Annotated in this window: 19 protein-coding genes; 15 read left to right on the top strand and 4 right to left on the bottom strand. The window is 69.7% G+C overall.

Annotated features, from left to right (window positions below; genetic code table 11):
- The first annotated feature begins 81 nt into the window (after positions 1-81).
- From Aco04nite_RS07265 to rocD, 9 genes are all read left to right on the top strand, one after another.
- Complete coding sequence (locus Aco04nite_RS07265) at positions 82-3,201, top strand: cyclic nucleotide-binding protein (RefSeq protein WP_244875796.1); 3,120 nt, start codon at positions 82-84, stop codon at positions 3,199-3,201.
- Positions 3,202-3,240: 39 nt separating this feature from the next.
- A complete protein-coding gene (locus Aco04nite_RS07260) occupies positions 3,241-4,338 on the top strand; it encodes an ABC transporter ATP-binding protein (RefSeq protein WP_212996382.1) in 1,098 nt (365 codons plus the stop codon).
- A gap of 54 nt (positions 4,339-4,392) precedes the next feature.
- Positions 4,393-5,784 carry a chitinase gene (locus Aco04nite_RS07255; protein WP_212996381.1) on the top strand — a complete coding sequence of 464 codons (1,392 nt, stop codon included), beginning with the start codon at positions 4,393-4,395 and terminating at the stop codon, positions 5,782-5,784.
- 642 nt (positions 5,785-6,426) lie between these two features.
- On the top strand, positions 6,427-7,275 hold the full coding sequence (locus tag Aco04nite_RS07250; protein ID WP_203839840.1) for a patatin-like phospholipase family protein: 849 nt from the start codon (positions 6,427-6,429) through the stop codon (positions 7,273-7,275).
- Position 7,276: 1 nt separating this feature from the next.
- On the top strand, positions 7,277-8,332 hold the full coding sequence (locus Aco04nite_RS07245; RefSeq protein ID WP_212996380.1) for a 1-acyl-sn-glycerol-3-phosphate acyltransferase: 1,056 nt from the start codon (positions 7,277-7,279) through the stop codon (positions 8,330-8,332).
- A 119-nt stretch (positions 8,333-8,451) separates the two neighbouring features.
- Positions 8,452-9,060: an ATP-dependent Clp protease proteolytic subunit gene (locus Aco04nite_RS07240; protein WP_212996379.1), complete on the top strand. Its 609-nt coding sequence runs from the start codon at positions 8,452-8,454 to the stop codon at positions 9,058-9,060.
- Between the two features lie 174 nt (positions 9,061-9,234).
- The gene (locus Aco04nite_RS07235) at positions 9,235-9,954 is read left to right on the top strand and encodes a hypothetical protein (RefSeq protein WP_212996378.1); all 720 of its coding nucleotides are present in this window, start codon (positions 9,235-9,237) and stop codon (positions 9,952-9,954) included.
- A 401-nt stretch (positions 9,955-10,355) separates the two neighbouring features.
- Positions 10,356-11,159: a dimethylargininase gene (gene ddaH, locus Aco04nite_RS07230; protein WP_212996377.1), complete on the top strand. Its 804-nt coding sequence runs from the start codon at positions 10,356-10,358 to the stop codon at positions 11,157-11,159.
- An 85-nt stretch (positions 11,160-11,244) separates the two neighbouring features.
- Positions 11,245-12,453 (top strand): ornithine--oxo-acid transaminase, encoded by a 1,209-nt coding sequence (gene rocD / locus Aco04nite_RS07225; RefSeq protein WP_212996376.1) that lies wholly within the window; start codon positions 11,245-11,247, stop codon positions 12,451-12,453.
- A 76-nt stretch (positions 12,454-12,529) separates the two neighbouring features.
- Here rocD and Aco04nite_RS07220 read toward each other — a convergent pair whose 3' ends face one another.
- Positions 12,530-13,672, bottom strand: coding sequence for an FHA domain-containing protein (locus Aco04nite_RS07220; protein ID WP_212996375.1), 1,143 nt, complete (start codon positions 13,670-13,672; stop codon positions 12,530-12,532).
- A 296-nt stretch (positions 13,673-13,968) separates the two neighbouring features.
- Here Aco04nite_RS07220 and Aco04nite_RS07215 point away from each other — a divergent pair, with 296 nt between their 5' ends.
- The 3 genes from Aco04nite_RS07215 (at position 13,969) to Aco04nite_RS07205 (ending at position 16,995) form a co-directional block, all read left to right on the top strand.
- A complete protein-coding gene (locus Aco04nite_RS07215) occupies positions 13,969-14,778 on the top strand; it encodes a hypothetical protein (protein WP_212996374.1) in 810 nt (269 codons plus the stop codon).
- 446 nt (positions 14,779-15,224) lie between these two features.
- Complete coding sequence (locus Aco04nite_RS07210) at positions 15,225-16,049, top strand: hypothetical protein (RefSeq protein WP_212996373.1); 825 nt, start codon at positions 15,225-15,227, stop codon at positions 16,047-16,049.
- A 124-nt stretch (positions 16,050-16,173) separates the two neighbouring features.
- Positions 16,174-16,995 carry an Fpg/Nei family DNA glycosylase gene (locus Aco04nite_RS07205; RefSeq protein WP_212996372.1) on the top strand — a complete coding sequence of 274 codons (822 nt, stop codon included), beginning with the start codon at positions 16,174-16,176 and terminating at the stop codon, positions 16,993-16,995.
- Here Aco04nite_RS07205 and Aco04nite_RS48650 read toward each other — a convergent pair.
- The 3 genes from Aco04nite_RS48650 to Aco04nite_RS07190 all read right to left on the bottom strand — a co-directional run bounded on the left by Aco04nite_RS48650 (position 16,992) and on the right by Aco04nite_RS07190 (position 21,119).
- Positions 16,992-18,494 (bottom strand): polysaccharide deacetylase family protein, encoded by a 1,503-nt coding sequence (locus tag Aco04nite_RS48650; RefSeq protein WP_244875795.1) that lies wholly within the window; start codon positions 18,492-18,494, stop codon positions 16,992-16,994. The genes Aco04nite_RS07205 and Aco04nite_RS48650 overlap by 4 nt on opposite strands.
- 70 nt (positions 18,495-18,564) lie before the next feature.
- Positions 18,565-19,950: an FAD-dependent oxidoreductase gene (locus Aco04nite_RS07195; protein WP_212996371.1), complete on the bottom strand. Its 1,386-nt coding sequence runs from the start codon at positions 19,948-19,950 to the stop codon at positions 18,565-18,567.
- Positions 19,947-21,119 carry a carboxylate-amine ligase gene (locus tag Aco04nite_RS07190; RefSeq protein ID WP_212996370.1) on the bottom strand — a complete coding sequence of 391 codons (1,173 nt, stop codon included), beginning with the start codon at positions 21,117-21,119 and terminating at the stop codon, positions 19,947-19,949. Before Aco04nite_RS07190 ends, Aco04nite_RS07195 begins: the two co-directional genes overlap by 4 nt.
- 68 nt (positions 21,120-21,187) lie before the next feature.
- Between Aco04nite_RS07190 and Aco04nite_RS07185 the strand changes: the two genes are divergently transcribed.
- The 3 genes from Aco04nite_RS07185 (at position 21,188) to Aco04nite_RS07175 (ending at position 23,471) form a co-directional block, all read left to right on the top strand.
- Positions 21,188-21,463: a DUF6412 domain-containing protein gene (locus Aco04nite_RS07185; protein WP_212996369.1), complete on the top strand. Its 276-nt coding sequence runs from the start codon at positions 21,188-21,190 to the stop codon at positions 21,461-21,463.
- A gap of 34 nt (positions 21,464-21,497) precedes the next feature.
- Positions 21,498-22,034, top strand: coding sequence for a YidC/Oxa1 family membrane protein insertase (locus Aco04nite_RS07180; RefSeq protein WP_244875794.1), 537 nt, complete (start codon positions 21,498-21,500; stop codon positions 22,032-22,034).
- Between the two features lie 141 nt (positions 22,035-22,175).
- Positions 22,176-23,471 carry a chitinase gene (locus Aco04nite_RS07175; RefSeq protein WP_212996368.1) on the top strand — a complete coding sequence of 432 codons (1,296 nt, stop codon included), beginning with the start codon at positions 22,176-22,178 and terminating at the stop codon, positions 23,469-23,471.
- The last annotated feature ends 14 nt before the right edge of the window (positions 23,472-23,485 follow it).

Below are 23,485 nucleotides of genomic sequence, written 5' to 3'. Positions count from 1 at the left end.
CCTGAACAGGGCAGACGGCCTACTCTCCATTCGCCATAGCGAAGTGGAAGGCCGACCCGAGTGACGAACGTCGATACCCGGATGACAGTCTGGGAAGCCCTGGCCGGACGCGCGCCGGGTGAGCCGCTCGGACCCGCCGACCCCGAACTCTGGGGTGCGGTGGTCGACCGGCTGAACCCTGCCCGGGCCCGGCCCGTGCTGCGCCCCGGGATCGAGGCCGTCGGGCTGACCAGCGTGCGCGGCAGCACGTACGTCATGCTCCGCTCCCCGGACGACGGCGCCCGCGCCTGCTATCTGCGGCTGACCCCCGACGAGTGGCAGCTCGCCCTGATGATGGACGGCACCCACACGGTGGCCCGCCTCGTCGCGGAGTTCGCCCGGCTCGCCGGCAGGCTCTCCCCGGACCAGGTCCGCCGGGTGGTCGCTGACCTCGCGGCCAACCGCATGCTCGACGAACTGCCCGATGAGGCGTTCCACCCGCTGCGGGACGAGCGCCGGGCGGCGCTGCCCGAACGGGTCGGCCGCGGGGTGCTCGACGCCGCGCGCGGGCGCCGGATGTTCGTCTTCGACATCGACACCCTCATCCGGGTGCTCTATCGCGCGGGCGGGCGGCTGTTCTTCAGCAAGGCCGCCGCGATCGTGATGGGCGTCTTCGCGCTGGCCGGCGTCGGGCTCTTCGTGACGACCTGGTCGCGGGGGAGCGAGTCCGTCTTCCTGGCCGACGGGTCGTACCTGCTCGGTGCGCTCCTGCTGCTCCTGCTCAACGTGGTCGCGCTGACCTGTCACGAGCTCGGGCACGCGATGGCCGCCAAGCACGCGGGGCGTGAGGTGCCGGCGGCAGGGCTCGCGTTCACCTACGGCATCCCGACCGTCTTCGTGGACACCGCCGACGCGTGGATGGCCGGGCGCCGCGCGCGCCTGCTGGTCACCGCGTCCGGCCCGGCCACCGCGCTCGTGCTGGCCGGCTCGATCCAGCTGGTCGGTCTCGCCGTGCCTGCCCTCGCCGGGCTGGCCTTCAAACTCGCGTTCCTGTGGTACCTGAACGTGCTGTTCAACCTCAACCCGTTCCTGGCGCTCGACGGCAACTACCTGCTGATGGACTGGCTGGAGATCCCCGGCCTGCGAGGTCGCGGTCTCGCGTGGCTGTCCGGGCGGCTGCGCGGGCGGTCCACGCCGTGGTCGGGCCTCGACCGGGAAGGCAAGATCGTCGCGCTCTACGGGGTGCTGGCGGTGCTGTGGGTCGCCGTTGCGGTGAACCTCGCGTACAGGATCTGGGCCGACCGGATCGCCGGCCTGGCCACCGGGCTCTGGCACAACGGGGCCGGTGGGCAGGCCCTGCTACTCGCGGTCCTGCTGGGTCTCTGCGCCCCGCTCATCTACCTCGCTTTCAGCCGTTTCGCGCGCTGGTGGCGCCGCTCGCGGCTGAAGGCCGCGGAGAAGGACCGGGAAGCGGACGCCCCGCGCCGGCTCGAGGCCCTGCGCAACTCCGACCTCGGCGGGTTGCCCGACGACGCGCTCGCCGGCCTGGCGAGCAGGGCCCGATGGGTACGCCCGCCGTCCGGCACCCAGATGATCGTCGCCGGCGCCGCCCAGCAGGCCGTGTACGTCGTCGTCGACGGCGCCATGCAGGCCCGCAAGCCCGGCGACCCCGGCGGCACGATCCGCCACCACGTCGGTGCCGGCGGCATCGTCGGGCTCGCCAACGCGCTCACGGGCCGCTCGACATCGCTGGACTGGCACACCGCCGGCACCACGTTGCTGGCCGTGCCGACCGCCACCGTCGCGACCGTGATCGGCCCGGTGCCCGGCCCGCCGCCGGCCGCCCGGGACGAGGCCGAGGCGCTCTTCGCCGACACCCCGGCGCTGTCCGGGCTCGCCGGGGACGAACGGCTCGCCCTCATCGCCTCCTCGCACCCCATCGACCTCGAGCCGGGCGCGCCGGTCATGCTGCCCGGCCCCACCCACGCCGTCGTGGTCGAGTCCGGCGTCATCGCCATGGCCGACGGCGTCGAGCTGCGCCGCGGCACGCTCATCGGGCCGGTCGGGGAGGGTAATCCGGGGATGGTGGCGCAGACGCGTACGCCCGCCCGGCTCTGGGTCATCCCGGACGCCTCCGACCTGCCACCGCTCGTCGGCGACCCGTACCACGTCCCCGGTGGGCCCGGCGCCGGATCGGGGGCCGGCAGCGCGTACCCGCCGCTCGCCGCTCCGCCCGGACCGCCCGAAGGCACCGAGAACTACGAACTCGACCGCGGCTTCGAACGGCGCATGTGGTGGCTGGTCGTCCTGGTCCTCGTGATCGCGCTCGTGCTGACCGGCCTGAACTTCGCCGCCGGACCGGCCTGGGCCGAGATGCCCGCCAACCGCGCGCTGCTCATCTCGGACAAGGGGACCATCGTCGCCACCGTCGGCGGCAAGCAGGTCGAGATCGGCGAGGGCGGCCGTCGCTACCTCGACAAGGACGACCGCGTGCGCATCCCGGCCGGCGGCTCGGGGCGGCTCACGTTCCAGGGCGGCTCGGTGGTCCTGCTCTGCGCCGACTCCCGGACCGTGCTCGGCGCGCTCACCACGGAGAGCGGCCGCAGCCGGATCCCGCACGGATCGCTGACGGTGCAGAGCGGGCGGGTGCTCGCCGACACCGGGAGCACCAGCGGGGCTTACGAGCCGCTCGTGCTGAGCCTTCCGCGCACGGCGGGGGAGGTCACGAACAACGGTGCCGCGTGGTTCGCCGTGGAGCCGGGGACGGTTTCTGTCGCCACCGGGCGGGTGTACGTCGACGGGACGCCGGCGGCGGTCAGCAGTGGGTCGCTGGGGTGCGCTGACGGCGTACCCGTGGAAGCTCCTGCCGGATCGCCCTCCGAGTCGGCCTCGACCGAACCCGAAGCCCCGGCCCTCACGCCCACGCCTTCGCAGGAGGTGCCGAGCTCCGAGCCGGCGGTGTCGCCGACCCCGGAGGCGACCACCACCGCGCCCGACACGACCGTGGATCCGACGGAGGACCCGACCGAGACGGAAGAGCCGGATTCGCCGCGCCCGACGACGAACCGGCCGACCACCCGGCCGACGACGAAGGCCCCCACCACGAAGCCGACGACGACCCCGCCCACCACGCCCCCGACGACCCCGCCCACGTCCGCACCGCCGTCGGAGGAGCCCTCGAATCCGACGGAGTCCAATCCGTCGGGTCCCGTTACGCCCTGACCCTTTCATTGATGGCGATCGACCCGCACTATGAGGGGCATGGTCGCCATCTCGGCCCGTGCGCTCACGAAGATCTACGACGATGACGGCGGCGGCGCCACGGTGGCGGTGGACGGCATCACCCTCGACGTGGCGCCGGGCGAATTCGTGGTCGTCGTCGGGCCCACCGGCTGCGGCAAGTCCACCTTTCTGCGCCTGATCGCCGGGCTCGTCGTCCCCACCAGCGGCGAGGTGACGGTCTACAAGGACGTCTCGCTCGTCTCGCCGTCGCTCTACCCGCACCTCAGCGTCGCGCAGAACATCGGCTTCCCGCTGCGGGCCCATTCGTGGCCGGCCGGTGAGGTCGCCGCCCGGGTCCTCGAGATCGCCGCCCGAGTGGGGGTGGCGGACCTGCTCAACCGTTTTCCCGAGCACCTCTCCGGCGGTCAGCGCCAGCGGGTGTCGATCGCCCGCGCGCTGGTGCGCAAGCCGCAGGTGCTGCTCCTCGACGAGCCGCTGTCGAATGTGGACGCGGGAACCCGGGCGGCGCTGCGCGGCGAGATCGTGACGGTCACCCGCGAGCTGGGCGTGACCACGCTCTACGTGACGCACGACCGGACCGAGGCCATGACCATGGCGGACCGGGTGGTGGTCCTGCGCGACGGCGCGGTCCAGCAGGTCGGTCCACCCCACGAGGTGTACGCCGACCCCGACGACGTTTTTGTCGCGACGTTCCTGAGCGCCCCGTCGATCGGCCTGCTGGCCGGCGCGGTGCAGGTCACGGATGCCGGGGTGGTGGTCGACCTCGGCGCGCAGGCCTTGACGCTCCCGTCGGCCTCCCTGCCGGCGTCGTTCGACAACGCACGGGTGACGGTGGCGATCCGGCCGCTGATGCTCATCGACAGCGGGCGCCCCATGTCGTTGACGGGCAAGATCCATTCGATCGAGAACCTGGGCCACGAGCTTCTGGTCCGGGTCGAGGTCGGTGGCGTGCCCTCGCTCTTCGGCCCGGCCGCGGCTTTCCTGTCAGTACGCGCGACAGCGCCGCTCGCCGTCGGCGACCCGCTCGCCGTCGGAGTCGGAGCGGATGACCTGCTGCTCTTCGACGGCGCGGGCCGGCGGATCAGATTCGGCGTCCCTCTGGACAGAATAAGTTAACAGTCCTAATAATTAGCCAACTGTCGATATGCCGACGTTGGAGGCCATCCCCCCATGCGCCGATCCCTAGTCCTCACCTGCGTCGCGATCGTCGCGGCGGCCGGGTCCACCGTCTACGTGGCGTCCGCCGCCAGCGCCGCGGTCGCCTGCGCCCCGGCGTGGAGCAGCGCCGCCGTCTACACGGGCGGCACGTCCGCCTCCGAGAACAGCCACAACTACACCGCGAAATGGTGGACCCAGAACGAAAGCCCGGCCACCCACAGCGGCCAATGGGACGTCTGGACCGACAACGGCGCCTGCGGCGGCGGAACCACGCCACCCACAACCCCGCCTCCCACAACCACACCGCCGCCCACCACACCGCCGCCCACCACTACGCCGCCCACCACTCCTCCTACTACTCCTCCCCCTGTTGGCGGGCTGCCCAAGCACGCGCTCATCGGGTATCTCCACTCGAGCTTCCTGAACGGCTCGGGCTACCTGAAAATGGCCGATGTGCCGGCCGACTGGGACATCATCAACCTGGCGTTCGGCGAACCCACCTCGGCAACCTCCGGCGACATCCGCTTCACCCTCTGCCCGGCCACGGAATGCGCCGGCGTCGAGTCGGAGGCCGCGTTCATCGCCGCCATCAAGGCGAAACGGGCGGCGGGCAAGAAGGTCCTGCTGTCGATCGGCGGCGCCAACGGCCAGGTCCAGCTCACCACCACCCAGGCCCGGGACACCTTCGTCTCATCGGTCAGCGCCATCATCGACAAGTACGGCCTGGACGGCGTCGACATCGACTTCGAGGGCCACTCCCTGTCCCTGAACACGGGCGACACGGATTTCAAGAACCCGACCACCCCCGTGATCGTCAACCTGATCGCCGCCCTCAAGTCCCTCAAAGCCCGCTACGGCGCCGGCTTCGTCCTGACCATGGCCCCGGAGACGTTCTTCGTCCAACTCGGCTACCAGTACTACGGCTCAGGCCCATGGGGCGGCCAGGACCCCCGCGCGGGCTCCTACCTGCCGGTCATCTACGCGATGCGCAACGACATCACGGTGCTCCACGTCCAGGACTACAACAGCGGCTCCATCATGGGCCTCGACAACCAGTACCACAGCATGGGCGGCGCCGACTTCCACATCGCGATGACGGACATGCTGCTCGCCGGCTTCCCGGTCGCGGGCAACACGGCCAACCTGTTCCCGGCCCTGCGCGAGGACCAGATCGCCTTCGGAGCCCCCTCCTCGGTCAGCGCCGGCAACGGCTACGTCGCACCGGCCGCGATCCAGCAGGCGGTCACCTGCCTGGTCAAGGGGACGAACTGTGGCGGCTACACGGTTCGCAGCGGGACCAACCCCGGTTTCCGAGGGCTGATGACCTGGTCGATCAACTGGGACCACTTCTACAGCTACGAGTTCCAGAACGCCCACGAGCCGTTCCTCAACGGCCTCGGCTGACTCTCGAGCGACCGGCCGGCCCGGCTTTGACCGGCCCGCGGGCCTCTGGTCCGACCGTTGATCCGTCGCGAGGTGTTTGACCAGGCCGAGCAGATTCCCGCGCTCCGCGCGGCACTCGCGGTGGCGGTGGCACTGGCACTGGCGTGTGGCGGTGGCGGTGGCGTGTGGCGGTCAGGGCCTTTTGGTGCGGCCGCCAGTGCTCCGTTCGCGGCGATTCCTCCGTCCCCAGTGCGAAAGGTTGTGCACAATTTAATTGTGCACAACCTTTCGGTGATCGGCCCTGGTCCGGATGCGGCGGGCCGGGGGCGGCGGGCCGGGGCGGCGTCGCTGTCCTCCCGGGCTGCTCTCCCGGGCTGCTCTCCCGGGCTGCTCTCCCGGGCTGCTCTCCCGGGCTGCTCTCCCGGGCTGCTCTCCCGGGCGGGGCCGCTCTCGTGGGCTGCTTTCCCGGGAGTGGCCGCCCTCAAGGGGCGTCGCTGCACTCACCGGCGTCGACTGGGACCAATCGGCCCGCTCCTCGGCCTGATCGCCTCGCCCACCTCGGCGTGATCGCCTCGCCCACCTCGGCGTGATCGCCTCGCCCGCTTCGGCGGTCGCTTTGCTTGCGGCGTGATCGCTTCTTACGGGGCGTGGAACGATGGGTGTATGCAGAATCCGGTCGCGTTTGTGCTCGGCGGGGGAGGGGTCCTCGGCGCCGTTCAGGTCGGCATGCTGCGGGCGCTCTTTCGTGGTGGTTACCGCCCCGATCTGGTGGTCGGGACGTCGATCGGTGCGGTCAATGGTGCGCTGGTGGCCGCCGATCCCAGTGAGGCCGTCACCGAGCGGCTGGTCCGGCTCTGGTCGTCGCCCGAGGCTGCCGAGGTGTACGGCGACAGCATCGCGCGCCAGGTCCGGCGGTTCGCGGCCCGGACGCACCTGCACTCACCGATGCCGTTGCGGCGGCTGCTCATCTCGGAGCTGGGCGAGAATGCCTCTTTCGGCGACCTGAAGGTGCCGTTCCACTGCTGCGCGGCGAGCATCGAGCGGGCTGCCGAGCACTGGTTCGACAGCGGGCCGCTGGTCGACGCGGTGCTCGCCTCGTCGTCGGTGCCGGGTCTGCTGCCGCCGATGGAGATCGGGGGTGAGCACTTCGTCGACGGGGGCATCGTCAACTCGATCCCGATCGGGGAGGCGGTCCGGCTCGGCGCCAAACTTATTTTTGTGCTCCAGGTCGGGCGGATCGAGCGCCCGCTCGTTGCGCCACGCCGGCCGTGGGAGGTCGCGCAGGTCGCGTTCGAGATCGCCCGGCGGCACCGGTTCGCGCGGGAGCTTGCCTCGTTGCCCGACGATGTACGGGTGCACGTTCTTCCTACCGGCGGCGGCGAGAGCCGGGACGACTCGCCCTGGGCCTATCGCGACATGGCCGCCTCGGGCCGGCGGATAAGCCGCGCCTACACGGCCTCCCGGCGTTACCTCTCCGCGAATGTGACCCCCTCGCCGGGCATCGGCGCCTGAGATGATCCCACCCCGCTGGATCCGGCACTTCGTCATCGCACCCCTCGTGGTGGTCCTCGCCTTCGCGCTGGTCACGACGCTGCCGGTCTGGTTGCTGGTGGCCCTTGCCGTCTCGCCGCTCGTGCCCGGTCACCTGCGTGTCCCGCGGCTGGCGTTCCTGGCTGTCGCGTATGTGGTCTGGGACGCGGCCGCGCTGGTCAGCCTGGCGGTTCTCTGGGTGGCCTCGGGCTTCGGCTGGAAGATTCGTACCCCAGCGTTCCAGCGCGCTCACTACGTACTCACCGGCAAGTTTCTGGGTGTGCTCTTCTGGCTGGCCAAATGGTCGCTGCACCTGACCATCGACGTGGTCGGCACCGACCCCGACACCGGGATGCCGGGGCGGCCGGAGATCGTGGCCAGCCGGCACGCGGGCCCGGGCGACTCGTTCATCCTGATCCACGGGCTGGTCAACTGGTTCGACCGCGAGCCGCGCATCGTGCTCAAGGCCACCCTGCAGTGGGACCCGGCGGTCGACGTTCTCCTCAACCGCCTGCCCAACCGGTTCATCACACCGGGGCGTCCCGGCAACGGCGATCTCGAGAGGGAGGTCGGGGCCCTCGCGAAAGGCCTCGACGAGAACGACGCGTTCGTGATCTTCCCCGAGGGGGGAAACTTCACCCCCAGGCGACGGGTACGGGCTATCGCCTGGCTGCGTGCCAAGGGCATGGAGGACATGGCCGAGCGGGCCGAACGCCTCCGCAACCTGCTGCCCCCGAAGCCGGGCGGCCTGCTCGCGGCCATCGAGGCGGCCCCCGATGCCGGAGTGATCTTCGTGGCCCACACCGGGCTCGACAAGATGATCACGGTGGCTGACGTCTGGCGTGAGCTGCCCATGGACAAACACCTCGTGATGCGGTTCTGGAGTGTCCCGCCGGAGGAGATACCCGCCGGTGAACAGGAGCGCATCGCCTGGCTGTACGACTGGTGGGCCCGCATCGACACCTGGGTCGAGGAGAACAAGCCCCGCCCGCGTCCGCTGACCACCGACTGGGTCGCCCGGCGCACCCCGGTCGGCTGATCATCGGCTTTCGCCCTTAGGGGAATCACTGGGCAGTGGCAGCGTTAAAAGGGAAGGTAGTAAGCGTCTGATGCCGGGTCGGTGCTGCCGTCCCCCGGCCGGTGCGAGAGGGTGGGTCCATGAGTGTTGACGAGCTTGTGATGCGGGCGGGTGGCGCATCCTTTGACGACCAGGTCTTCGACCGGCTGCTCCGGGAGCGCATCATTTTCCTCGGCAGCGAGGTCAACGACGAGGTGACGAACCGCATCTGTGCGCAGATGCTGCTGCTCGCTTCCTCCGACAGCGAGAAGGACATCGCGCTGTACATCAACTCGCCGGGCGGCTCCATCAGCGCCGGCATGGCGGTGTACGACACGATGCAGTACATCAAGAACGACGTGGCGACCATCGCGATGGGCATGGCGGCCTCCATGGGCCAGTTCCTGCTCTGCGCGGGCACCGCCGGCAAGCGTTACGCACTGCCCCACGCACGGGTGATGATGCACCAGCTCTCCGGCGGCATCGGCGGCACCGCGGCCGACATCGCCATCCAGGCCGAGAGCATGCTGCACATCAAGCACGTGATGAACGACAGGATCGCGTTCCACACCGGGCACACCCCGGAGGAGATCAACCGCGACTCCGATCGTGACCGCTGGTTCACGGCGCAGGAGGCCAAGGACTACGGCATCGTCGACCACGTGATCGCCAAGGCGGCCGACGTGCCGAACTCCTCGGCGCTGGTCTGATTCGGATCTCACCCTGTGAGAGGGTGGATCTGACCTGATAACTGCCGGTCTGACCTGCAGATAGAGCAGTAAACCGAACGGGCGCGCGGCCAGCCGCGCGCCCGTTTGTGTGCACTGTGGCCCGTCGGGGTATAGCCACGTCATCCCCCGAAGGCTTGCGAAGGAGGTGCTGACGTGAGGATCCCTACATTCTCCCGCCAGTCCGACACCGTTACTGAGACCGAGGACCGTGCGCCGATCTCCGCGCGTACGGAGGCGAAGACCGAAGAGATCAGCACCGCACCCGCAGCCGACGAGCGGGCCACCGTGCTCACCAAGCGTCGCGAGGCGGAGCGTCAGGAAGCCGAGCGCCGCGAAGAGGCCCGGCGCGCCACCCCGCCCCCGCCCGCGCCGCGGACCAACGCCACCGTCGCGCCGAGCGATTCTGACAACACGACCACCGAGCTCAGGCCGGTGCGTGCCACCGATACCGCCTTCAAGACCGACACCGCCGTCAAGGCCGACACCGCCGTCAGGACCGACACCGTCACCGAGACCCGGCCCGCGCCGGCGCCGGTGGTTGCGGGCCCCAAGCCCCGGGCCAGCCTCCTCGCCATGCTCGGCCTGATCACCGGGGTCGTGGCCGCGCTGCTGGTGCTCTCCGGGCCGCTGCTGGGATACGGCATCGGCGTCGCGGTGCTCGCCCTCGTACTCTCCCTCGCCGGCATCCACGCGACCGGCAAGCGGCACATCGCCGGCAAGACCGACGCCCTGCTCGGCATGGTGCTCGCGCTCGGCGCGATCGTCGTCGGCGTGCTCGCCCTGGCCGGTGCGCTGTCCTGGCTCGGCACCGACATGCAGCCGGTCAGCAGCCTGCGGGAGTGGCTTGACACACAGTTTGTAAATCGATTCTGACGGGTAAATCGATGTCACCGGAGGCGATGCGCCCCCGGTGACCCCTCGGAACCGGGTCGGCTGACCGCCGGCCCGCCCCGAAAACATCCGGCGGTTCGCTGGAAAGTGCGGAACAGTCCGAACGGCGATCACCGTCGACCGGCTCGGGGTTGGCACCGCGACGTTGTGCGGGGGCGGCGGTTCGCCGCCCCCGACGCATGTCCGGCTCCTGGCTGACTAGCTCCTGGCTGATGATCTCCTGGTTGGCGATCTGCCGGCTCCGCGACGCAAAGCGCGCAAAAGCCTCCCAAAGGCACGCGCAACGAATCGTCGGCGCAAGGGCCCATGACGCAACGATTCTTCGCGGGTGCGCAACGGTGATCTAGGCTCTGCGCAGGGCTTTCCCGCATAGCGTTGGGCCCATGACGACCGCTGCCGCCCGGCGCTACCTGATGTGCCGGCCCACCCACTTCGCCGTCACCTACCGGATCAATCCGTGGATGGATCCGACGGCTCCGTACGACAACGCCCTGGCCGTCAGCCAGTGGGAAAATCTGCGGCAGACTTTCCTCGACCTCGGCCACACCGTCGACCTGATCGAGCCCCTGCCCGGCCTGCCCGACATGGTCTTCGCCGCGAACGGCGCCACGGTCGTCGGCGGCAAGGTGCTCGCCGTCCAGTTCCGGGACGCCGAGCGCGCCGACGAGGGCCCCGCGTACAAGGCCTGGTTCGAGAGCGCAGGCTTCGAAACGGTCGACTCGAAGCACACCAACGAGGGCGAAGGCGACATCCTGCTCGCCGGTGACGTGCTGCTCGCGGGCACGGGCTTCCGCACCGCCCACGCGGCCCACGCGCAGGTGCAGGAGGTGTTCGGCCGGCCGGTGATCACACTGCAGCTGGTCGACCCCGCGTACTACCACCTGGACACCGCGCTGTGCGTGCTGGACGAGCGCAATGTCGCGTACCTTCCGTCGGCCTTCTCGCCCGGCTCTCAGGCCGTGCTGCGGCAGCTCTTCCCGGACGCCGTCATCGCGACGCCCGAGGATGCCGAGGTACTGGGCCTCAACGCGGTCAGCGACGGACGTACCGTCGTGCTTCCGGTCCAGGCCACCGCGCTGACCGCGGCCCTGCAGGCCGCCGGATACCGGACCGTCGGGGTTGATGTGAGCGAGCTGCGCAAGGCCGGCGGCGGCCCCAAGTGCTGCACGCTGGAGGTCAGGTCATGAGCGACTGCACCGAGCTGCGCTCAGCGTTCGCGAAACACGGCCTTGACGGCGAGGGCCAGAAGGGCATGACGAAGGGGAGCTCAGCATGACGGACCTTGATATGCGTACGCCCGGAGAGCTCGAGGCCGCCGAACGTTGGACCGCGCACAACTACCACCCGCTGCCGGTGGTGATCTCCGACGCTGAGGGCGCCTGGGTGACCGATGTCGACGGCCGCCGCTACCTGGACTTTCTCGCCGGCTACTCGGCGCTGAACTTCGGTCACCGGCAACCCGATCTGATCGCTGCCGCGCATGCCCAGCTGGACCGGCTCACGCTGACCAGCCGGGCGTTCGTGCACGACCAGTTCGCGACGTTCTGCCAGGGGCTCGCGGAGCTCTGCGGCAAGGAGCTCGTGCTGCCGATGAACACCGGCGCTGAGGCCGTGGAGACCGGCATCAAGGTTGCCCGTAAGTGGGGATACCAGGTCAAGGGTGTGCCGGACGGGCAGGCGGAGATCGTCGTTGCGGACGGCAACTTCCACGGGCGTACCACCACGATCATCAGCTTTTCGACCGATCCGGATGCGCGTGACGACTTCGGGCCGTACACCCCGGGCTTCAAGATTGTTCCGTACGGCGACCTGGGCGCGCTGGAAGCCGCCGTCGGGCCGAACACGGTGGCGGTGCTCCTCGAACCCATCCAGGGCGAGGCTGGCGTGCTCGTGCCGCCGGCAGGCTACTTCGCCGGGGTACGGGAGCTGTGCACGACGGAGAACGTCCTGCTGATCGCCGACGAGATCCAGTCCGGTCTGGGGCGCACGGGTAAGACCTTCGCCATGGAGCACGAGGGTGTCGTTCCGGACATGTACCTGCTCGGGAAGGCGCTGGGCGGCGGCATCGTGCCGGTGTCGGCGGTGGCCGCGGACCGGTCGGTGCTCGGCGTGCTGAAGCCCGGTGAGCACGGCTCGACGTTCGGCGGCAACCCGCTGGCCTGCGCCGTGGGCACCGCGGTGGTCCGGCTGCTGGAGACGGGCGAATTCCAGCAGCGCTCGGCGGAGCTCGGTGCCCGGCTGCACGATGGCCTGAACGCCCTGGTCGGCAGGGGTGTGCTCGCGGTGCGAGGACGTGGGCTCTGGGCCGGCGTCGACATCGATCCGGCCCTGATGACCGGTCGGCAGGCAGTCGAACGGCTCGCGGCTCGCGGCGTGCTCGCTAAGGACACGCACGGTTCGACGATCCGGCTCGCTCCGCCGCTGGTGGTCACCGCCGAGGAGATCGACCACGCCGTGGCGCAGCTGGAGGCGATTCTCTGACAGCGGTCACGAACACCATGGGGTTGTGAACAGGCTCCCGGGCATCTGCTCGGGAGCCTGCTTCGTCCCAGGTCTCCTACGGGTTAAACTTCCGCATCGCCATGGTCGGCGCCTCGCCCATCACCGAGTGGGGCTGGGTGACGCCGCCGTTGTTCCACAGCTTGGCCCGGCCCACGTGCACCTGCGCATACAGCTCGACCATGTCGTTGGGACCCAGAGCCCGCATCTCGTCGCGGCCGAGAGTGATCCGGTCGTCGTCCTCCAGTGAACCGTTGGGCCGGATCCCCGTGCCGTTGGTGCTCACGTCCTGGGCGCTCAGCTCGCCGCTGCGCAGCGCGAACCGGACATGCCCCCGGCTGATCCACTTACGCGCGTCATCGGTCAGCCACTGGCCGAGCATCACGCCGCCCTCGGGAGCGCGACCGACCACCACCGGAGTCTCGGTCGAGACCACGAAGCGTTTACGGACCACGCCGTCGATGCGCACCGAGAGCACCTCGACAGCCGGGCGCGGACCCGCGTCGCGCAACCGTGCCCCGTGCCTGGGGCAGGTCGGCACGCCCGCCCGCAGCGACGGCGGCGGCTGGGAGACCGGGCTGGTCGTCTTGCGCATATCGGCGAAGGGGCTGTCGGGGTCGCCGCCCTGGCCGTAGGCGCCACAGTTGGTGTCGGGGCAGCCCCACACCCGGGAGAGCAGCTTGCGGCCCATCGGGGACGGCTCGGCGACCGCCGGGATCTCACCGCGCCCGACCCGCGCGACCAGCACCGGACCACCCGCGCCGGGAACGGCGGCGAGCAGCCGGCCCGGATCCTCGACCCAGGGGCGGCGATCGCGGAACTGCTCGGCCCGGGTGCGCGTGAGGACCGGCAGCCCGAGCAGCTCGGCCACCTCCAGCACCCGGTCGTCGAGCTGCGGCACGACCTCCACCACGCCGTCGTCCGCCCAGCGGCGGACGACCATGCGCTCGTTGGAGGTGAGGTCGGCGTCGGAGAGCAGGCCGCGCGGCACCACGGCGTAGACCGGGACGTTCTCCTCGGCGACATGGCGGCCGAGGGCGTCAATGACCAGGCCGAGCCGGAGCAAGCTGGCCGGGCGACCACCGTCGAGATCGGCATAGCGCACGATCTCGGACAGGTCGATCACGGCGCGGGCGAGGGCGGGGTCCGTGGTGAGACGGCCCTCGATGGCGTCGAGGACCTTGCTGACCTCAAATCTCAAGGTGGCCTCCCGGTTGGTACGCGTGTGCGGCTGACCGGGCAATCATGCCGTCTGGGCCGCCCCGCCTGCCAACCCGGTGTGGATAACTTCGCCTCTTCGTAACCGCCCGTAGCCTTCCGTGACCATCGCGCCCACCGATCGAGTGAAGCAGAACACCACCAGCATTGGCACCAAGGCGGTGCCACCAGGGCATAGATCGGTTTCGAAGGTGGTGGCGGTCGATGAAACGGGGCCGAAAATGTCGCAGGGCTTCGCTACGGTGGGCGCCGACATAGAGGACAACGGGGAGGATCTCCATGAGGAATCGACGGCCGGTCATCGCAGGCCTGGCTCTGGTCGCCGCACTGGGCACGGCCTCACTCGGTCTGGCCGGCTGCGGTCCCGAGAGCGCCACGTCCACCGGCAGCACAGGTACCAGCGTCACGGGCAAGGAGGCAGCGGCCGAGCAGCTCACCCCCGAGCTCGACCTGGCCGCCGCCGCCAAGAAGCTCAGCACCGACACCATGAAGATCGACATGGACATGTCCGGCGCGATGAGCATGACCGGCGTGGCCGACGGCCGCACCGGCGACGCCGAGACCACCATCAACATGGGCGCGCTCAGCTCGGACTCCAAGATGGTCATGCGCAAGATCGGCAACGACATCTACATGAAGATCGACGGCAACCTCGGCAAGACCCTGGGCGCCGACAGCAGCAAGCCCTGGATGCACATCGACGCCACCAAGCTCGGTGAGGGCAACAGCTTCAACTTCAACTCCAAGGAGGACCCGGCCGGCACCAAGGCCCTCCTCGACGCCGTCACCCAGGTCGAGCGGGTCGGCGACACCGGCTTCAAGGGCACCCTCGACCTGACCAAGTCCCCGCGCTACAGCAAGGGCATGGAGGCCCTCGGCGACAAGGCCACCAAGCTCCCCTTCACCGCGACGAAGGACAGCGAGGGCCGCCTCACCGAGCTCACGGGCGACATGAGCAGTCTCGGCTCCGGCGCCGGCAAAATGACCACGAAGTACCACGACTTCGGCACCAAGGTCTCCGTCGAGGCCCCGTCCGCGGCCCAGGTCCAGGAAATGCCGAGCTCGCTCTCCGGCATCCTGAACGCCTGACCACCACCCCATTCCCCTGCCGCATCCGATGGGCAGGGGAGTGGGTGCCACCCTCGCGGCGTGGGCCGGCGTGGGCCGGCGTGGGCAGGCCGTCAGGCCGTGAGCCCGTGTCGGCCGGCCGTCAGGCCGTGAGCCCGTGTCGGCGTGCCGCCGGGCCCTGAGCCCGTGCCAGCGTGCCGGCGTGTTGCGCTGGGTGGGAGCGGCTTGGGCATAGGGGTGGTCGCTCTGGCGGATTGTTCTGCGTTGCGCGGCCAATCCGCTTTTCCTGCGGGGTTTTGCCATTCAGCACCTATTGGAAGACTTGGGCCGCCCGATGTGGTGAGGAGTCGACTACGGCGGGTGGGAATGAGTGTCCGATGTGGGCGCTGTTTGCGGATCGATGAGATCGGGCATTCCTGGGGTGAACCGTTGCCATTCCGGCGGACGGCTGGCAGGGAAGGACCGACATGCGGACGCCACGACTGGCTGGGCTCGGGCTTGCTTCGATGGCCGCGGTTGCGTTTGCGGCGGGCGGTTGTTCCGCCGACGGCAGCACGACGCCCGGGGCCGGCGCTTCGGCGGGAGCCACCGCTTCGGCAGGGGTGCCTGGTGCGTCCGCGAGTGCCGGTGCCGCTGATCCCGCGGCTGCCGCTGCGCTCGCCGCGGCCACCGCGAAGCTCGGGACGAGCAGCTTCAAGCTGACCATGACGTCCGGTTCGGGCTTCAAGGTCGACGGGCTGCTGGACTCGCCCAACGGGGTGGGCACGGCCACGCTGACGGCTACCGGGCCCAACACGCAGATCGAGGTCAAGACGCTTCTGGTCGACAAGGATCTCTACGTGCAGGTGCCGGGTGTGACGAAGGCCGGCACGTGGACCCACCTCGACGTGTCGCGGCTGCCCGAGGGCGCCAACATCGGTCTTCGGCCCGGGCAGATCGACCCGGCCAACACCTCGCAGCTGCTGACCTCGACGACCGACGTGCGCCAGACCGGGTCCGGCAGCTTTGCGGGCACGCTCGACCTGACCAAGGCCGCGGGCGTCGCCGGTGTCGACCAGAAGATGATCACCGCCTGGGGTAGCCAGGCCCAGAACGTGCCGTTCACCGCGGGTCTCGACGACCAGGGCCGTCTCTCGGCGCTGACGATCCAGCTCCCGGCCGTCGGCGGCCAGCAGGCCCAGCCTCTTGAGGTTCTCTACACCGACTACGGCACCGAGGTCGACGCCAAGCGCCCGGCCGCGACCGAGATCACCGAGGCCCCGGACAGCCTGTACTCCAGCCTCGGTAGCTGACCTGGGCTGATGGACAAGGCGCATCCACACCGATGCCGCCTGTATTACGAAGGGGTGAGGACCCCAGTGTTGTGGTCCTCGCCCCTTCGTCGTGTGCGGGATCCCCGCGCTAACGTCTGGTGTTGTGCCAGAGGGACATACGATTCATCGGCTTGCGGCTCGTCATCGGGAGTTGTTCGCCGGGCAGATTGTGGATGTCGACAGTCCGCAGGGGCGGTTCGCCGATGGGGCCACGTTGATCAGCGGGCGCCGGCTGGAAGATACCGAGGCTTATGGGAAGCATTTGTTTCACCATTTTGCGGGTGAGTTGAGCCTGCATATCCATCTCGGACTCTATGGCAAGTTCGCCGATGGGGAACTGCCCGCTCCGGCGCCCGTGGGGCAGTTGCGGATGCGGATGAGCGGGGATGCGCATTGGCTGGAGTTACGGGGGCCGACCGCTTGCGAGGTGCTTTCGCCGGTGGAGGTCGACGCTGTCCGGCTGCGGTTGGGGCAGGATCCGCTTCGGGATGACGCTGATGCGCTCACGGCGTACCGAAAGGTGGGGTCGTCTTCCAAGGCCCTTTTTGCGCTGCTGCTCGACCAGACCGTTGTGGCCGGGTGCGGGCTGATCTATGCGACTGAGGTGTTGTTCCGGGCGGGGCTGGCGCCGACCACGCCGGCGCGGGCGATCGACGCGGCGCAGTGGGTGGACATCTGGGACGACCTGCGGGCCCTGATGAAGGAGGGGGTCGTGCGGGGGCGGATCGACACCGTCCACACCGCACATACTCCGGAGACCATGCGGCGGGCTCCGCGCGTCGACCGGCACGGTGGTGAGGTCTATGTGTATCGGCGACCGGGGCAGCCCTGCCTGGTCTGCGAGTCGCCGATCCTGCGAAAAGAAATGGCAGGCCGCAACCTTTACTGGTGTGCGACCTGCCAAAAAGTCCGGAAGGGTCGTTAGAGCGGCGGTGCTGAGGCCGACGGCGACGTGGCCGGAGCCGAAGCGACCGGCGGGATTGTCGGCAGGCCCAGGGTGAAGCGTTCCTGAAGCCAGGGGACCAGGGTTTCGTAGGCCTTGATCGTGTCCGGCTGGTTGAAGTCGTGGGACAGGATGATCGAGCCGGGCTTCGTGTTCTCCTGGATGTTCTTGGTGACCTTGGAGATGTGCTGGGTGACCGATTCCTTGTCGGGATGGTCCCAGTCGCTCGGGTCGACCTGCCAGTAGAGCGAGACCATTCCGTCGGTGTAGGCCGTCTGGACGAGGGTGTCGCTGAAGTTGCCGCCCGGGGCCCGGAAGAACGGAATTTCCGCGCCGGGAACCGCGGCGCGGATGGCCTCGTTGGTGCGGAGCAGATCCTTCTGGATCGCGGCCGGTTTCTGCTTGCCGATGGTCAGGCTGTGGTCCCAGGTGTGGTTGCACAGGGTGTGACCGGCGGCGACGATGTCGCGGACGATCTCGGGGTGCCGGGCAACCTGCGAGCCGACCAGGCAGAACGTGGCCTTGACCCGGTATTTGTCGAGCAGGGCGAGGATTTTCGGGGTCTGGACCGGGTCTGGACCGTCGTCGAAGGTCAGCGCCACCGTGTCGGTGCCGGTGGTGCGCAGGGACTGGCCGGGGCCGGTGCCGGCCGGGACCAGGATCGCCGGCGTGACGGTCGGCGGCGCGGAAGCCGGCCGCGCGGAAGGGACAGCGGCCGCGGGGGCGGATCCGGGGGGTGCCGACGGAGCCGGGGCCGCCGCCTCCGAGGTTGCCGGCTGGGCTGCGGCCGGTGCCGCACCTCGCGGCGCCGAGGACGAGACGGCCGGTTTCGGCTTGGCGGTCGTGGTGACGGCCTGGCCGGCGGTGATCGTGTCGACCTGGGTGTCCGTGTCGCGCTGCTGCATCGGGAAGACGATCAGCATGATGCCGACCGCGACCAGGGCGGCGAGCAGGGCCTGCTGCCGGTGCCGGCCGATGAGCAACCAGGACTCGATGGGCAGCGTGCCGGGTGCGCGGTGGGAGCCGATGGCGGGCCCGGACCCGGAGCGCGTCACTGCCAGTGGGCGCACCGTGATGGCGCGTTCCTCGGCCGGTTTGTAGTGGCGGCCGCGGGGTGCGCGGTTCTTCGGGCCGGTGGAAGACCGGCCGGTGGGAAGTGGGCCGGTGGGAAGTGGGCCGGTGGGAAGTTGGCCGGTGGAAAGGCGGGGCGTGCCGGTGGTGGACCGGGGCGTCAGGTCCAGGGACGTGCGGCGACCGCCCGCGACGCGTTGCGTCGGTGCGGGTCGCAGGGTGGTCGGGTCGGCTAGCGACTCCGGGCGGCGGTGGCGGCCGAGGGTGGTCTCACCCTCCAGGACTTCGACGTGGGGGAAGCCCCCGGTGCCACTGGTAAGGGCGCCGCTGACATGGGCGCGCGGGGCCGGAACGGCCGCGTGGCGCGGCGCGTTTCCGGTCGCCGTACGTTTGGGGGGTTGCGGCGGCATTCGTCATGGATACCGTGCCGCATGATCAAAGACGATACCGAAATCGTGACCTAAAGCTCACCTTTGGTAGTTATCCCTGGTCGGCGGCGAGTAGGGCGTCCGTCGCTTTCCGTGCTGCGATGAGAACCGGATCCCACACCGGGGCAAACGGCGGTGCGTAACTCAGATCGAGGGCGGTCATTTCCTCGACCGTCATCTCGTTCCAGACCGCGATCGCGAGCGCATCGATCCGCTTCGCGGCCTCTTCGCGACCGACGATCTGCGCGCCGAGCAACCGCCCGGTACGCCGCTCCGCGATCATCTTGACCGTCATCGTCTCGGCACCCGGGTAGTACCCCGCCCGGCTGGTCGACTCCACCGTGGCCGTGACGTACTCGAAGCCGGCCCGGGTCGCCTCCTTCGAGCTGAGCCCGGTCCGCGCCACCTCCAGGTCGCACACCTTCGTCACCGCGGTGCCGATCACGCCGGGGAACGTGGCGTAACCGCCGCCGATGTTGATGCCCGCGACCCGCCCCTGCTTGTTGGCGTGGGTGCCGAGCGGCGCGTGCATCGGCTGGCCGCTGATCCGGTGCGTCGTCTGCACGCAGTCCCCGGCGGCCCAGAGACCCTCGACGTGGCCCTCCGGTCCGACCACGCGCATCCGCAGGTCGGTGCGAAGACCGCCGGTCACGCCGACGGGGATGCCGGACTCGACGGCGAGGGCGGTGTTCGGGCGTACGCCCAGACCCAGCACCACGATGTCGGCCGGAACCGTGCCGTCCGCGGTGACCACCGCTCGTACCCGTCCCTGGGAAGTCTCGATGCCCTGCACGTGCGCGCCGGTGCGGACCGTGATCCCCAGGCCGTCGATCGCCGCGCGGACGCGCTCGCCCATATCGAGATCGACCGTGGACATCGGCTGCGACGACTTCTCCAGCAGCGTGACGTCGAGACCGTGCTTGATCATCGCCTCGGCCATCTCGACGCCGATGTAGCCGCCACCGATCACGACCGCGCGCTGCGGTTTCGGGTCGCTCTCCAGCCACACCTTGATCGCGCTGCCGTCGTCGAGGGTCTGGACCCCGAACACGCCACCACCGTCGACGCGGGCCCAGTCGGGCGTGACGGGGACGGCGCCGGCGGCGTACATGAGCTCGTCGAAGCCCTCGCGGATCTCGCCCCCACCTTCCAGGTCCCGGGCGACCACCTCGCGCCGGTCCAGGTCGATGGCCACGACCTCGTGCCGCATCCGTACGCGCACCCCGGCCTTCTCGAACTCAGCCGGCGTCCGCGCGACGAGAGCGTCGCGATCCGACACCACCCCGCTGATCCAGTAGGGGATCCCGCACGCGGAGTACGACGTGAAGTTCCCCCGCTCGAACGCCACGATCTCCAGCTTGTCCGGAGTCCTGCGTTTGCGGGCCTGCGAGGCGGCGGACATCCCCGCGGCGTCCGCGCCGATCACGACGAGTTTCACCGCGGGGCCGCACCGGCGGTGGTCCGGGCGAGCCAGTCGACGACGTCCGCGACGGTGCCCTGCTGGGACAGGATCGCGCGCTGCCGGGCGGCGCCGGTGCCGTGCGAGCGCAGCCGGCCCATCAGGATCGTCGCCATCTCCAGGTCGCCGTGGCGGTCGAGCTCGGGGCGCACGTAATCGAAGAGCTGGCGCATGAGCCGCCACGCGGGCCTTGGTTCGCGGGTCGCCATGTCGATGTTGAGACCCTCCAGGCCGTCCTTCGCCGCCCGCCAGTGCGCCGCGACCAGCAACGGGTGCGGCACGTCGGGCGCGGGCTTCCCGTCGAGTACGTCGTTCAGCAGCGTCGACACCAGTGCCCGTGCGAGGGCCGCGAGGAGCACCGTGTCATCGAGGGAGGGGCAGACGTCGCCCATGCGGATCTCGACGGTGGGGTAGCGGGCGGCGAGGCGTGCGTACCAATAGAGCATGCCCTCGTCGAGCATCGCGCCGCTCGCCTCGAGATCGGCGACCAGCGTCTCGTAGTGCTCGAACGACTGCAGGTAGGGCGCCGGGCCGACGGTGGGCCAGCGCTCCCACATCACCGACCGCCAGCTCGAGTAGCCGGTGTCGTGGCCGCCGGCGAGCGGGGAGTTCGCGGTCGCGGCCTGGAAGATCGGCAGCCAGGGGCGCAGATGGTTGAGGATCTGCACGCCGGTCTCGGAGTCCGGGATGCTGACGTGCACGTGCATGCCGCAGAGCCCGGCGCCGGGGGCGAGGTCGCCGAAGCGTTCGCGCATCCGGTGGTAGCGAGGTTTGTCGACCACGCGTGTGTTCGGCCCGATGGCCGGGGCAGCACCGACCGCGACGAGCCGGACTCCAGCTGCCTCCGCGGCTGAGGCGATGCCGGCGCGCTGGCGCTGCAACGCGTTGTAGAGCCCGCTCAGCTCCAGCTGGGGCGGGCTCGCGGTCTCGATCTGACTGCGCTGGAACTCGTGCTGCACCGACTCGCGCAGGTCGTCGGGGACGAGGTCGAAAACCTCCTCGACGGCCTCGACCGCGCGGGGTTCCACCGCGTCGACGAGCAGGTATTCCTCCTCGACGCCGAGGGTCAGCAGACCCTGTGACTCGGCCTCGCCCCGCATCTCCTCGGAGATGGTCGTCGCACCTGCTGAACTCTCCGAAGTCGCCATGCGCCGCAACGTACCCCCCGGTGTTCTGCGGAAAACGAGTGTTGCTCCTCAGGCGTACCGTTCATCGCATGGTGCTGCTGGGGTTCTGGGCGTTTGTCGCTCTGCAGAGCCCTGGCCCCGGCCTGCAAAGCCCCCAGCTCCTGATGGGCCTTGCCGCGGTGGCCGTCGCCCTGCTGGTGGCCCTGGCCGTCGCGGGAATGACCACGCCCCGGCCCCTGCTCGTGCGGCGGGTCCGCGCCGTCGGCGCCGAGATTCAGCACCTGCCCCGGTCCCTCGACCCGGACGCCGCCGGTCGGCCGCGTCCTCGAGCCCCGTCCCCGTTTCCGGTAATCGCGCTGTCATAAGCCCGTTTCTCCGGATCGTAGGGATGACCCCACCGTGTTTGCTGCTGTCCTGACTCCCGCGCTGGCCATCGTCGTTCTCACCATGGCCGTACGCCTCCTGATCAGCCCGCTCTCCTATCTGCAGGCACGCGCCGCCAAGCGCAGCGCCGCCCTCGCCCCCGAGCTCGCCGTGCTGCGCGAGAAGCACCGCGACAACCCGATGACCCTGGCCACCGAGAGCCTCGCGCTGCAGCGCGCGAACGGGATCAGCCCGTGGGCGGCCCTGCTGCCGGCCCTGGCGCAGGCGCCGTTCTTCATGCTGATGTACCACCAGGTGCAGTCCGTGTCCGGAACGCTCTTCGGCGTGCCGCTCACCGCGCACCTGCTCGCGGGCCTGCCGATCTTCCTCGTGCTGCTGGCCCTGGCCGGGTTTCTGGCCTGGTGGTCCTCGAAGCGGATGCCGCAGGGTCTTTTGCGCTGGATGCCGTATTTCAGTGTTGCGGCGATCGCCTGGTTGCCGCTCGCCGTCGGCCTTTACCTGGTCACCTCGACGGCGTGGACGGCGCTGGAGCAATTGATCCTGCGCCGCTGAAGCCACCTGGCGGGACCAGCTGGGCGGGACTACCTGGCGGGCCACCTTAAAGAAATTTAACTTTACAGATGTCTTTACAGCGTCTGTTAACACTCCTAATAATTGGGCCACCCCACTCATCCCCGTGGAAGGCCCATCCCCATGCGCCGATCCGTAGTTCTGACGGCCGCCGCGGTTCTCGCGGCGGCCGGTTCGACTGTCTATGTGGCGGCCTCGGCGAGCGCCGCCGTCGCGTGTTCCGCCGCGTGGAGCAGCACCGCCGTCTACACGGGTGGCATGGCCGCCGCCCAGAACAGCCACAACTACACCGCCAAGTGGTGGACCCAGAACGAGAGCCCGGCCACGCACAGCGGCCAGTGGGACGTCTGGACCGACAACGGCGCGTGCGAAGGCGGCGGTACGACCCCGCCGACGACCGCACCGCCCACGACGACGCCTCCGACCGCACCGCCCACGACGACGCCTCCGACCACAACCCCGCCGACGACCACCCCGCCGACAACGACACCGCCTACCACCACGCCGCCTTCGTCGGGGACGTTGCCCAAGCACTTCGTCACGGGTTACTGGCAGAACTTCGACAACCCGGCGAACGAGATCAAGCTCGCCGCGGTGCCCAGCACGTACGACCTGGTCGCGGTGGCCTTCGCGAACGCCACCGGCACGCCGGGCGCGGTCTCGTTCAGCATCGACCCGGGCCTGTCGTCCAGCGTCGGCGGCTACACGAACGACCAGTTCAAGGCGGACGTGGCCACGCTGCACTCGCGCGGCAAGAAGGTCATCCTCTCGGTCGGCGGTGAGACCGGCTCGGTGTCGGTCGGCGACGCGACCGCCGCGACGAACTTCGCCAACTCGGTCTGGTCACTGATGCAGACGTACGGCTTCGACGGCGTCGACATCGACCTGGAGAACGGGCTCAACCCGACGTACATGGGTCAGGCGCTCCGCAGTCTGCGCACCAAGGCCGGCGCGAACCTGATCATCACGATGGCCCCGCAGACCATCGACATGCAGAACCCGGCGGGCGGCTACTTCAAGCTGGCGCTGGACATCAAGGACATCCTCACCGTTGTCCACACCCAGTTCTACAACTCCGGCGCGATGCTCGGCTGCGACAACAACGCGGCGTACGGCCAGGGCTCGGTCAACTTCATCGTCGCGCTGGCCTGCATCCAGCTGGAGAACGGCCTGCGCCCCGACCAGGTGGCGATCGGCCTGCCCGCCACCACGAGCGCGGCGGGCGGCGGCTACGTCTCGCCGGCCGTGGTCAACCAGGCGCTCGACTGTCTGGCACTCGGCACCAACTGCGGCACGTTCAAGCCCCCGCACACCTATCCCGGTCTGCGCGGCGCGATGACCTGGTCGATCAACTGGGACGTCACCGCCGGCAACGGCTGGGCCAACGCAGTCTCCCCCCACGTCCACGCCCTTCCCTGAGCCGGAGCCATCCC

Source organism: Winogradskya consettensis (assembly GCF_018332715.1).
GTDB lineage: Bacteria > Actinomycetota > Actinomycetes > Mycobacteriales > Micromonosporaceae > Actinoplanes > Actinoplanes consettensis.
The sequence above is the reverse complement of the archived record's forward strand: the minus strand, read 5'-3'. Positions and strand labels throughout refer to the sequence as shown.